The 11,754-nt window shown below is 40.8% G+C and carries 11 protein-coding genes; 8 read left to right on the top strand and 3 right to left on the bottom strand.

The window, feature by feature from the left end:
• Positions 1–46: 46 nt before the first annotated feature.
• Positions 47–484 (top strand): ferritin family protein, encoded by a 438-nt coding sequence (locus tag AC0OMA_RS05970; RefSeq protein ID WP_047182389.1) that lies wholly within the window; start codon positions 47–49, stop codon positions 482–484.
• A 117-nt stretch (positions 485–601) separates the two neighbouring features.
• Complete coding sequence (locus AC0OMA_RS05965) at positions 602–928, top strand: four-helix bundle copper-binding protein (protein WP_009966950.1); 327 nt, start codon at positions 602–604, stop codon at positions 926–928.
• A gap of 29 nt (positions 929–957) precedes the next feature.
• Here the strand turns inward: AC0OMA_RS05965 and AC0OMA_RS05960 are convergent, their stop codons facing one another.
• The gene (locus tag AC0OMA_RS05960; protein ID WP_474221969.1) at positions 958–2,685 is read right to left on the bottom strand and encodes an ABC transporter substrate-binding protein; all 1,728 of its coding nucleotides are present in this window, start codon (positions 2,683–2,685) and stop codon (positions 958–960) included.
• A 113-nt stretch (positions 2,686–2,798) separates the two neighbouring features.
• Between AC0OMA_RS05960 and AC0OMA_RS05955 the strand changes: the two genes are divergently transcribed.
• Together AC0OMA_RS05955 and AC0OMA_RS05950 are read left to right on the top strand one after the other, a co-directional pair.
• The gene (locus AC0OMA_RS05955) at positions 2,799–4,004 is read left to right on the top strand and encodes an MDR family MFS transporter (protein WP_474221968.1); all 1,206 of its coding nucleotides are present in this window, start codon (positions 2,799–2,801) and stop codon (positions 4,002–4,004) included.
• 106 nt (positions 4,005–4,110) lie between these two features.
• The gene (locus tag AC0OMA_RS05950; RefSeq protein WP_015383286.1) at positions 4,111–5,265 is read left to right on the top strand and encodes an AbrB family transcriptional regulator; all 1,155 of its coding nucleotides are present in this window, start codon (positions 4,111–4,113) and stop codon (positions 5,263–5,265) included.
• A gap of 220 nt (positions 5,266–5,485) precedes the next feature.
• Here the strand turns inward: AC0OMA_RS05950 and ntdR are convergent, their stop codons facing one another.
• Positions 5,486–6,475, bottom strand: a complete 990-nt coding sequence (gene ntdR, locus AC0OMA_RS05945; RefSeq protein WP_474221967.1) for an NTD biosynthesis operon transcriptional regulator NtdR — start codon at positions 6,473–6,475, stop codon at positions 5,486–5,488.
• Between the two features lie 103 nt (positions 6,476–6,578).
• On the opposite strand from ntdR, the gene ntdA reads away from it, so the two are divergent.
• The 4 genes from ntdA (at position 6,579) to glcP (ending at position 11,067) form a co-directional block, all read left to right on the top strand.
• Positions 6,579–7,904 (top strand): 3-dehydro-glucose-6-phosphate--glutamate transaminase, encoded by a 1,326-nt coding sequence (gene ntdA / locus AC0OMA_RS05940; protein ID WP_474221966.1) that lies wholly within the window; start codon positions 6,579–6,581, stop codon positions 7,902–7,904.
• Positions 7,876–8,724, top strand: a complete 849-nt coding sequence (ntdB, locus tag AC0OMA_RS05935; RefSeq protein ID WP_100506216.1) for a kanosamine-6-phosphate phosphatase — start codon at positions 7,876–7,878, stop codon at positions 8,722–8,724. Before ntdA ends, ntdB begins: the two co-directional genes overlap by 29 nt.
• Before the next feature lie 13 nt (positions 8,725–8,737).
• Entirely contained in the window at positions 8,738–9,790 is a 1,053-nt protein-coding gene (gene ntdC, locus AC0OMA_RS05930) for a glucose-6-phosphate 3-dehydrogenase NdtC (RefSeq protein ID WP_474221965.1), read from the top strand.
• Between the two features lie 71 nt (positions 9,791–9,861).
• Positions 9,862–11,067, top strand: coding sequence for a glucose/mannose transporter GlcP (gene glcP / locus AC0OMA_RS05925; RefSeq protein ID WP_015383281.1), 1,206 nt, complete (start codon positions 9,862–9,864; stop codon positions 11,065–11,067).
• A 157-nt stretch (positions 11,068–11,224) separates the two neighbouring features.
• Here glcP and AC0OMA_RS05920 read toward each other — a convergent pair whose 3' ends face one another.
• Positions 11,225–11,752 (bottom strand): MarR family transcriptional regulator, encoded by a 528-nt coding sequence (locus AC0OMA_RS05920; RefSeq protein ID WP_327830545.1) that lies wholly within the window; start codon positions 11,750–11,752, stop codon positions 11,225–11,227.
• Between the last annotated feature and the right edge of the window lie 2 nt (positions 11,753–11,754).

The following is an 11,754-nucleotide window of genomic DNA, read 5'->3' as shown; positions in this document are numbered from 1 at the left end:
TATACTTTTACAGAAGCCCAATTCCTAAGAATGGAGTTGAACCCCCTTGCATTACAGCTACTATCCCTATCCGGTGCCATACAGGGAAGATCCTGTTTTGATTCGGAATTTGCAGAAGGCCATCAACGGAGAATTCAGTGCAATTCAATGCTACCGCAAGCTTGCCGAACTCGCCCACAGCGATGAGGTCAGAAAACAGATTGAAGAAATCAGGCGTGACGAGATTCGCCACCTCCGTGAATTTTCCACACTATATGGTTCAATTACCGGCAAACACATCATGCCGAAACAAACGGAAGAATGCCCGGACGATTTCACAAGAGGACTGGACGCCGCTTTTAAAGATGAACAAGAAACCGTCGACTTTTACTTGCGTGCGGCCGAGGAAACGTCAAACTTAAAAGCAAAAGGCGTCTTTACGCGCGCAGCACGTGATGAACAAAATCACGCTGTCTGGTTCCTATACTATCTGATGGAACGTTAGATATACCCGTTCAGGGTATATGTACATATCCCCTTAGCTAAAAACACACTCCCCTGTTTTTTTCAAATGCAGCCGGGAAACATAAAACCATATACTGTCATACAGGGGGAATCAACCATGGAGCAATATTCTGAAGCTTGTATTGAGGCTTGCATCGATTGTATGAAGGCTTGCAATCATTGTTTTACTAAATGCTTGGAAGAAAGCGTGCAGCATCATCTCAGCGGATGCATCCGGCTTGACAGGGAATGCGCGGATATTTGCGCGCTGGCGGTCAAAGCCATGCAAACGGACAGCCCGTTTATGAAAGAAATTTGTGCACTTTGCGCCGATATTTGTGAAGCATGCGGCACTGAATGCGGAAAGCACGATCATGATCATTGCCAAGCATGTGCGAAAGCCTGCTTCACCTGTGCTGAACAATGCCGCAGCATGGCAGCGTAAAAAAGAGGGTTCAAAAAAGAACCCTCTTTTTATTTGGACAGCCATACGGAGTACAAATCAATCCATCCCTCTTCATCAAGCACCAGGCCTTTTACATTTTTACTTGATGTCACCTGGAGCACATTTTGATACAGCGGGATCGCATTCAGCTCCTGTTTCATCTGCCGGTCAATGTCACGCAGGATGTCGATTCTCGAACAGCGGTCAGGCATGGAAAACATCCGCTCTGTCATTCCTAAGCAAATCTGTGTCAACTTTTCAGATAGATGCTGATACAAGAAACTGTTCTCCGACAGCAGCAAATGCAGAAAACCAAACTCGCTGTCTTGATAAAACGTCGCACTGTCATGAATGATATCCGCCATCTGCACGGTTTCCGGCCGTCGCAGATCAGCAGCATCACAGAATTGAAGTGTAAGCCTGATACCGTGCTGGGCGCAAATATTTTGAATCCATTCGGCGTCCTCACGATGATCCGTTTCCGAAAAGGTATAAAGCACGATTGTTTCGCCCTCGTATCCGCTTTTCTTCAACAATTCAGATGGTGAAACGCCCTCCCACTCAAAAGAACTCGGATGCAAAAAGGACGTAACCGGGATTCTTCGGTGCCCTCCCGCTTCACGAACGAGCCGTTCAGAGGAAATCAGCAGCCGGAGTGCTTTTCTAAAGCTTCGGTGCCGAAGAGGCCCCTTCTTTTTCAGATTGAGTGACAAATACTGAACATGCCGCTCATCAAAAACAGTTTGCTGCTCAGGACATGTTTGTTTTTCTTGAATGGTAAAACCGTTCATCTCTCCGGCTTGCTCAGAAAACACAAACTCAACGCGATCCAAATAGGGGCGTCCCTTGAAGTAGCGCTCATTGGCTTCAAGCACAAGCATCCCGCTGTGTTGCTGATTCATCTGAAAAGGCCCTGTTCCATTTTTCCCGCCGCCCTGTTCTGCTGGCAGTATGGACAGCCGTTCATCACAAAGAGCATACGGCAAAAGCGCATTCGGCTTATCGAGTATGAGTTCCACACAATAAGGGCCCTTTTCTAAGACTTGTTTCACTCCGTGCAGAAGCCATTTATACGGGTTGTCAGCCAGTTCCAAAAAGCGCTGAAATGTAAACGCAACGTCCCGCGATGTCAGCGGCTGTCCATTATGAAATGACACACCTTTTCGAAGAAAAAATCTCCATTGTTTTTTTTCGACCTCTTCCCATCCATGAACCAAATGAGGCTTTGGCTCCTGCATATCCGAATCAAACGTGAAGAGTGTATCAAATATCTGTTTGACGAAATGGCCCTCAGACCGTAAAAATATTTGGCATGGATCCAAACTGCTGACAGATTCAGGCGTGATGAACAGCCGCAGAACATCCTTCGCCCCATTCTCGCCTGTCTCCGTCACAAATCCGAATACCTCTGAAAGCCACATGTTATATTCGTTTTGAAGCCCTGGAAACGCGGACTGATACTGCTGAAGCAGCTCCTTTGCCTTTTTAAGCTTTCCTGACATGGTATATTCCTTGGCAGTTTGAAGAAGCAGTTCCTCAGGCCTCCGAAGAAACGCGATTTTAGATTTGCGGCCGCGCCCCGCCCCGCTTTCCCGGATAATCCAATTGCTGTTCTCCAGCTTATGTAAAATGAGCTTTGCATTTCTTTCTGTACAAAATAAACAGTCGGCAATCTCAGTGAGCGTCATTTCGTTCATTTGCCCATACTCGGCGCAGCCTGTTTTTACAAGCGCCACGTAGTGCTCTATTAGCTTCAATCCCCGCACCTCCCGACAAAAGGGGAATTTTTATCTCTTCTTTTCTTCACTTTTTGGGCCGCCGCTCCTTCTATACACTACTACTATATCAAACAGCGAAAGGCGGCGATCACATGTTGACCAGTTTTCACTCTATAAAATCGAGATATACCGCTCCCGTTCGGCTCCGCTTTTTCGGCGAATTGCTGACAAGCTTGACAGGTGCAATGATGGGACCTTTTATGGTGCTGTATCTGCATGAACAATTAAACGGCAGTATCATGATGCCAATGCTGATCATCAGCCTTCAGCCATTTGCTGATATTTTCCTGACGCTCGCTGCAGGAAAGGCGGCGGACCGGCTTGGGCGGCGCACAGCGATTTTGACCGCATTGCTTCTTCAATCAGCGGCAATGACAGGGTTTGTATTTGCTGAGCATGCGTATGTTTTCGCTATTCTCTATGTCATGAATGGCATCGGAAGATCGTTGTACATTCCCGCTTCCCGCGCCCAAATCGCTGAAAGTACGCCGGAAAGCAGACGTTCGGAAGTGTTTGCGGTCATCAATGCGATCTATTCGGCGGGCCTGACGGCAGGGCCGCTTGTCGGGATGCTTCTGTACAATCATAACCCCGTGTGGATATTCGCATTAGATGCTGCGGCATTGTTTATCTACTTTCTGATCGCTGCACTGAAACTGCCTGAGACAAAGTCGCTACGCCCAGCTGTTACCCCGAAAATGTCCGCGAGCTTTACGATATACAGGCCTGTCCTGCTTCTTTTGCTGCTTTCTCTCCCCATCAGCATGTTATATGCACAAACAGAAACAACATACAGGCTGTTCAGCAAAAACATGTTTTCTGATTATCTGTCCATGCTGACCATCTATTCAGCAGCAAAAGCTTTATTCAGCTGTGTTCTCCAAGTACCTCTTGTCAAAGGGACCGAAAAGCTTTCAATGAAAACGATCCTCCTCATTACTTATATTTGCTACTCCCTTGCGGCTGCCGGTTTTGCATGCTCAACCTCCCTGACAATGCTTTTAGTGACGGCAGCGGTGATGACGGTTGGCGAAAGCATCGGGCTAACCCACATCCAGACCTTCATATCGAAATTGGCGCCGCCTCATTTGCTGGGCCGGTTTTATGCTGTCTATGGTCTGCATTGGGATATATCCCGCTCAATCGGACCGCTGGCAGGCGGGCTGATCCTGACATCATTTGGCGGAGAAGTGATTTTTTACGCTCTTGCCGTGTGTCTGCTGACAGCGGGTTTATCTCTGACTTACACAATAGAGAAGATCGAACACAAGGTCATAAGAAAAGTGAATCGCTTATAGAAAATAATTCATAATTTCTTTATCAACAAAAATATACTATAGTAATAAATACATTCACTACGTGAACAATTGGAGTGTTACGTGAAAAAGGAAGAAGGGTTTTACATTGAAGAAAGACGAAAATCTCCTCAAAGATCTATGGTTTATCGCAATCAGTGCAGCCGGGGGGTTTATTCTTTCATTAACCGGAATATCAATTGGATGGATGATCGGAACACTGATTGTCGCCTGCTGCCTCGCTATGATACGGCCGGCATGGCTGATGATGGCACCAGACCAAAAAGGAATTAACCGACGATGGCTCGCCCTTGGGCAGATGATCCTCGGCATCGAATTGGGCCAAAAGCTGAATTTATCCGTTCTCTCTGTTCTCAAAGACCATTGGTTTTCAGTCGGCGTTATGCTGATATTGTCTATCCTGCTGGCTATGCTGTCAGGATATGTGCTTTGGCGTTTCAGCAAAACGGATATGATGACTAGCTTTGTCGGCACCGCTCCCGGCGGGCTTTCCGCCATGCCGAGCATCGCACAGGAAGTAGGCGCTAATACCGCTATAGTCAGCCTCGTTCAAATGATGCGTGTGCTGCTCGTGGTGCTTTCCATTCCGTTTTTAGTCATTCTGATCTATACAAAACAAGATCGTACCGCAAGTGCCGCAGCAGAGACGATTTCTTCTGCAACGACAGATTTTAGGCTCGCTCCCGTTTTGTGGACCGTCATTCTTATTCTCGCTGCCTGGGGAGCTTGCAAAGCTGCGAAATTTTTAAAATTTCCAGCTCCATGGCTGCTCGGCAGCATGCTCGGTGTAGCAATTGTACATGTTGGCGGAGCTGCGGTGACAGGGCACGACATGACGGCATGGTGGCCATCACAAGCTAACCATGTATCACAAGTATTTCTCGGGGCAACGATCGGCTCTAAGATGTACAAAAGCATGTTTGCCGGTGTCACCCGTATTATCATCGTCGGGTTTGTCTCGTCCGTCGGTTTAATCGCAGCAATGTTTTTGAGCGCCGTGATCGTTTCCGAGCTGACAGGAATTTCGCTCATCACTTCTGTTCTGGCATTTGCGCCCGGCGGGATTGCAGAGATGGCGACGACGTCAGTTACCTTACATGCTGATTCCACCTTTGTCGTTGCGGTTCAGGTCATTCGCGTCATTCTGGTTATTGCCCTGCTGCCGCCGTTTTATCGCCTGCTTCACCATCTTCATGGTGAAAAAAAAGACAAAAAGAGCTCGATTAGCGGCAGTAATGCCTAGTTGAAAAAAGGGTTCAAGAACTTTTAAATCGCAAACCATCGAGATGGGGAAATATAAGTGGATATTTCGTTGTTAATGGATCAGATTTGAAGTGAGTGCTGCCAGAGGGTGAAATGAAAGGCAAAGAAATAATTGACGACTTACTAATTGAAAAAGAGGTTAAAATGAATAACCTCTTTTTCTTATATAAAGATATAAAATGATAAAGAGAAATCTATCATTACGTTGATTCTCTTATAATAAGTTTTGTTGGCAGTTTAATAATTCTTCTGTTTAAAGAAGTGTTACCCGAAATATACTCGATCATTTTCAACACAGCCTGTTGCCCTAATTCTATTATGGGAATATCAATTGTTGTGATGGTCGGAGTCACTACTTGGCAAATCGATTGGTTGTCAAAACCAATTACAGCTAAGTCTTCTGGAACGTTAAAGCCATTTTTCATTGCCTGTTTAATAATCCCTGCGGCGACTTGATCATTTCCTGTAAATATTGCTGAGGGTCTGTCCTTTAGATCCTTTAACTTATGAAAAACTCGAAAGCCATCCTCGATATTAAACATTTCGCCGAATATCCATTCGCTTCTATGATGTAAATTGTAATCTTGTAAAGCTTTCAAGTAACCCTCTTTCCTCTGACATTGAGCTTCGCTATATGGAGTATCAAAACAAAACCCAATTTTTTTATGCCCTCTTTCAATTAAATGTACTACCCCCATGTATGCGGCTTCAAATTCATCATACCCAATTATCGTGATGTCCGCTGAGTGATGATATTCATTACATAATAAGATAGGACCATACTTTAAGAAAGGGGATATCTGATCCCATTCATTTTCTAAAGTTCCAAGAATAATACCATCCACTTCTTTATGTTTCAATAACTCTAATAATTCTAGCTCCGTCTGTTTGTCATAAAAGGTCTGAAATACAATTACCTTGTAATTCTTAAACAGTGCTTCATGAGAGACCCCTTTTATTAATTGAGCAAAAAATGGATGGTCGATACTCGGAACCGATAAAGCTATCGTTTGTGTCTTATTTCTCCTAAAATTCCGAGCTAAATAATTGGGAGTGTAGTCAAGATCGTTAATTGCCTTTAAGATCATATCTCTTTTTTCTTTTGACACATACGGATGATTATTCAATACTCTTGACACTGTGGTTTTAGACACATTGCATAATTTTGCTATTTCATCAATTGTAGGCATATTTTCCCTTCCTTAAAAAAGTTGTTGACATGTTACCGATTTCAGAAATTAGGATAAATTTGTAATAAATTTTTAGATTATAAAATCATTGGAGGTACTGTTCATGCAAAAACAGGTTAAGATTTCAGGTAAAAACAAAGAAAACATGTCACTATTAAAACACTTAAAAGGTGACGTACAAGGAAAAGAACTTGTTATTGAAGACAGTATTGTAAACGAGCAGTGGAAACAAGTATTAAAGGAAAAGATAGATATTGAACATGATCTTTTCAACTATCAAAAAAATCGTGAAATCAGTAAAGTCCCTTTTTTGCCTGTAGACAGATTAATAACCAATGATGAAGTGGAAGATATCTTAAATACATTAACTGAAGTTTTGCCAACTGGAAAATTTACGAGTGGCCCCTATTTAGAGCAATTCGAAAAAGTTTTATCTACATATTTACATAAAAGGTATGTAATTGCAACCAGCAGTGGAACCGATGCTATTATGATAGGTTTATTGGCTTTAGGGTTAAACCCAGGGGATGAAGTGATCATGCCGGCTAATAGCTTTTCAGCTACTGAAAATGCTGTGTTAGCTTTGGGAGGCGTTCCTATCTATGTAGATATTAACCCGCAAACATTCTGCATCGATCCTGACAAAATTGAAGAAGCAATCACTCCTTATACAAAGTTTATTCTACCTGTGCATTTATACGGAAAACATTCAGACATGCAGCATATCCGTCAAATCGCAAATCGTTATAAATTGAAAGTAATTGAAGATGCCTGCCAAGGAATTGGCCTGACAGACTTAGGAAAGTATGCAGACATCACTACATTAAGTTTTAATCCCTATAAGAATTTTGGTGTATGTGGCAAAGCTGGGGCAATAGCAACTGATAATGAAGAACTCGCTAAAAAATGCATTCAATTTAGTTATCATGGTTTTGAAGTAAATGTGAAAAATAAGAAAGTCATCAATTTTGGATTTAATTCAAAAATGGACAATTTACAGGCAGCAATTGGTTTAGAGAGAATGAAGTACCTTTCATTAAACAACTTCAAAAGACTGTTCTTGGCGGATAGATACATTACCCAATTAGCAGAGTTGCAGAATAAAGGCTTTATTGAATTACCAGAATTAAGTGAAGATCATGTATGGCATCTGTTTCCTATTAAGGTAAGAACAGAAGATAGGGCAGATATCATGACTAAATTAAATGAAGATTTTGGTGTTCAAACAGATGTATATTATCCAATACTGTCTCATATGCAAAAAACTCCTTTAGTACAGGACAAGTATGCAGGACTCCAATTGGTTCATACGGAAAAGGCTCATAGTCAGGTACTGCATTTGCCTTTATATCCGTCATTTACTTTAGAAGAACAAGACAGAGTAATGGAGGGACTGTTTCATGTTATTAAGCAAGAAATCGGAGTATAAAACGTTATCCACGGTTGAACATCCTCAGTATATTGTTTTTTGTGATTTTGATGAAACGTATTTTCCGCATACAATCGACGAACAAAAACTACAAGACATCTATGAACTCGAAGACTATCTAGAACAAAAAAGTAAAGATGGGGAACTAATAATCGGATGGGTTACTGGGAGCAGTATAGAATCTATTCTCGATAAAATGGGACGAGGAAAATTTAGATATTTTCCGCATTTTATAGCTAGTGATCTTGGAACTGAAATTACGTACTTTTCTGAGCATAACTTCGGACAGCAAGATAATAAGTGGAACAGTCGCATAAATGAAGGGTTTAGTAAAGAAAAGGTTGAAAAACTTGTGAAACAGCTGCATGAAAATCATAACATTCTTTTGAATCCTCAAACTCAATTAGGAAAGTCACGGTATAAGCATAACTTCTACTATCAGGAACAAGATGAAATAAACGACAAGAAGAACCTATTAGCAATTGAAAAAATCTGCGAGGAATACGGCGTTTCAGTAAATATAAATCGGTGTAATCCCTTAGCAGGCGATCCAGAAGACAGCTATGATGTAGATTTTATCCCCATAGGAACAGGAAAGAATGAAATTGTAACGTTTATGTTAGAGAAATACAATCTAAATACCGAAAGAGCTATCGCATTTGGGGATAGTGGAAATGATGTTCGTATGTTACAGACAGTAGGGAATGGATATCTGCTAAAAAATGCAACACAGGAAGCCAAAAACTTGCACCACCTTATAACTGATAGTGAGTACTCAAAAGGAATTACTAATACCCTAAAAAAATTAATTGGATCATGAGGAGGAAATAAAAATGAAGAAGATAGGCATCATAGGTGCAGGTGGTATTGCAAGAGCGCATGCAACTGCTTTATCTACAATAAAAAATGCAGAGTTAGTAGGGGTATATGACATAAATCAACAAAATGCGGAAAGCTTTGTGAAAACTTTCGGCGGGAAGTCATTTGAAAACGCAGATGAACTAATTGATGCCTCAGAAGGTTTAATTGTAGCATCACCAAACTTTTGCCATAAAGAACATGCTTTGCAAGCATTAGGAAAACATAAGCATGTTTTGTGTGAAAAGCCTATGGCTATTTCTCTTGAAGAAGCAAGCATAATGAAAGATACTGCTGAAAGGTTGAGCGTAAGAGCCAGTATGGGATTTAATTATAGATATTTATCTTACGTAAATATCTTAAAAAGCTTAATTATCAATAATGAACTAGGTAACATCCTGTCCATAAAAGTACACTTCAAGAAAAATAGTGCACTTAGGCGTAAGAAGTTTACTTGGAGAGATGACGCTAACAGTAAGAAGACGAGTGGATCATTGGGGGATCTGGGTATTCACCTTATTGACATGGTATGGTATTTGTTTGAGAGTGATTTCATCACAGAATCAGTAAGGGCAAAAATGAACACAAATGTAAAAACAAAAGAGGATAAACAGGTACTCGTAGATGACTATGCAGAAATTTATGGCCAGCTGAAGAACAAGGTATTTGTAAATATCATCACATCAAAATGTTCTGTACCTGGAGACTGTGGTTTTAGCATTGAGGTAGTTGGACACAAAAAAGAGTTTAAATACCACACAGGTAATCCTCACGTTTACAAGCTCATAGATGGCTTGAACGTGGTAGACTGCCCAGTACCGCAAAGCCTATTAAACGATCCGCCAAACGAGTTTTATGGATGGGCTGATTCTTTTAGAAGCGAGTTAATCAATTGGATTGCATCAACTCAGAATGATTGGGTTGAGATCCCTTCTTTTAGTGATGGTTTTAGATCTCAGGAAGTGTTAGAAATGTTCTTTGAGAAAGACAGCAACTCTCAACCAATGTCTGTTTCAGCAGTCAACTAGTATTTCAAAGAGAGAAGTTACTAAAAAAGCAGGAATTTATTTTCCTGCTTTTTCATATAGGGGTGAAATGAATGTTAAGAGGGACATATTTATTTGGATATGCTTTCTTTTTTACAGTAGGTATTATCCATATATCAACAGGGAGTTTGACACCATTTCTATTAGAGTCTTTTAACAAGACAACAGATGATATTTCAGTCATAATCTTCTTTCAGTTTACCGGATTTCTAAGCGGAGTATTAATCGCACCGTTAATGATTAAGAAATACAGTCATTTTAGGACACTTACTTTAGCTTTGACAATAATGCTTGCAGCGTTAAGTATCTTTTTTCTAACTAAGGATTGGTATTATATTATTGTAATGGCTTTTCTCTTAGGATATGGAGCAGGCACATTAGAAACGACAGTTGGTTCATTTGTTATAGCTAATTTCGAAAGTAATGCAGAAAAAATGAGTAAGCTGGAAGTTCTCTTTGGATTAGGCGCTTTATCTTTCCCATTATTAATTAATTCCTTCATAGATATCAATAACTGGTTTTTACCGTATTACTGTATATTCACCTTTTTATTCGTCCTATTCGTAGGGTGGTTAATTTTCTTGTCCAAGAACCGAAAGTACGCTAAGAATGCCAACCAACAAGTGACCTTTCCAGATGGAGGAGCATTTCAATACTTTATAGGAGATAGAAAAAAATCAAAGCAATTAGGCTTTTTTGTATTTTTCGCTTTCCTATATGCTGGAATTGAAACAAATTTTGCCAACTTTTTACCTTCAATCATGATAAACCAAGACAATGAACAAATTAGTCTTATAAGTGTCTCCTTTTTCTGGGTAGGGATCATCATAGGAAGAATACTGATTGGTTTAGTAAGTAGAAGGCTTGATTTTTCCAAATACCTCCTTTTTAGCTGTAGTTGTTTAATTGTTTTGTTGATTGCTTTCTCTTATATAAGTAACCCAATACTTCAATTGGGTGGTACATTTTTGATTGGCCTAAGTATAGCAGGCATATTTCCCATTGCTTTAACACTAGCATCAATCATTATTCAGAAGTACGTTGACGAAGTTACAAGTTTATTTATTGCTTCGGCAAGTTTCGGAGGAGCGATAATCTCTTTCTTAATTGGATGGAGTTTAAATCAGGATACGATCTTATTAACCATGGGAATATTTACAACTATGGCGGTCATTCTAGTAGGTATTTCTGTAAAGATTAGGAGAACTAAAACAGAAGACCCTATTTCACTTGAAAACAAAGCATCAAAAACACAGTAGAAAACGTATAAAATAAAGATACTAATAGACATATCGTATAAGCAGTGCAAATTCCTGAACATCTTGAATTTCATTCTTCAAGAGGAAATCTGATTTACGTTACAGCCTTGAAAAAGAAAGAAGAACCGCGAAAAACACGCACCGCAGTGCGTGTTTTTTATTTAAAAATGCTAGGAAGCCCCCCTTCAATTTCTTCTGACGACGGATACCATTTTGTCACCAGATCCCGAAACAGCCGTTCCGCAAAAAGAATCTCTTCCTCAGTATAGCGGTCAAAAAATGACAGAAAACGCTGTTCAGCCTTCTGATGATAATATTTGTGCAAACTGTGCAGCTTTTTTCCAGCAGGCGTCAATCGGAAGTAGACCTCCTTTTTATTATCGCTGAGCTGTGTTCTGTGAAGGAAGCCTGCGCCGAGCAATTTTGTGCTGATGCGTGATACAGTCGCTTTTGTCGTATTCATTTTTTCTGCTATCGACGTGACATTAATTGGTTCATTGTCCCCAACACAGGATAGAACATGAATTTCAGTCATCGTCAATTGAGTTTTACTCCCGTGCTCTACATCCAGCTTCCTCAATTCGTCAGATAAAAAGGCTTTAATAAGCCCCTCCCATTTCTCCTGCTGATGAATGAGCTCCGCATACAATTCAAAAAGATTGCGTTTCGTATGATCTGTGTTCATCG

The sequence above is a fragment of the Bacillus sp. AMCV2 genome, assembly GCF_056033925.1.
The sequence above is the reverse complement of the archived record's forward strand: the minus strand, read 5'-3'. Positions and strand labels throughout refer to the sequence as shown.

Coding starts and splice junctions, on each gene's coding strand:
- AC0OMA_RS05965 (WP_009966950.1), top strand. CDS start 602: ATGGAGCAATATTCTGAAGCTTGTATTGAGGCTTGCATCGATTGTATG.
- AC0OMA_RS05955 (WP_474221968.1), top strand. CDS start 2,799: ATGTTGACCAGTTTTCACTCTATAAAATCGAGATATACCGCTCCCGTT.
- ntdR (WP_474221967.1), bottom strand. CDS start 6,475: ATGCCTACAATTGATGAAATAGCAAAATTATGCAATGTGTCTAAAACC.
- ntdA (WP_474221966.1), top strand. CDS start 6,579: ATGCAAAAACAGGTTAAGATTTCAGGTAAAAACAAAGAAAACATGTCA.
- ntdB (WP_100506216.1), top strand. CDS start 7,876: ATGTTATTAAGCAAGAAATCGGAGTATAAAACGTTATCCACGGTTGAA.
- ntdC (WP_474221965.1), top strand. CDS start 8,738: ATGAAGAAGATAGGCATCATAGGTGCAGGTGGTATTGCAAGAGCGCAT.
- glcP (WP_015383281.1), top strand. CDS start 9,862: ATGTTAAGAGGGACATATTTATTTGGATATGCTTTCTTTTTTACAGTA.
- AC0OMA_RS05920 (WP_327830545.1), bottom strand. CDS start 11,752: ATGAACACAGATCATACGAAACGCAATCTTTTTGAATTGTATGCGGAG.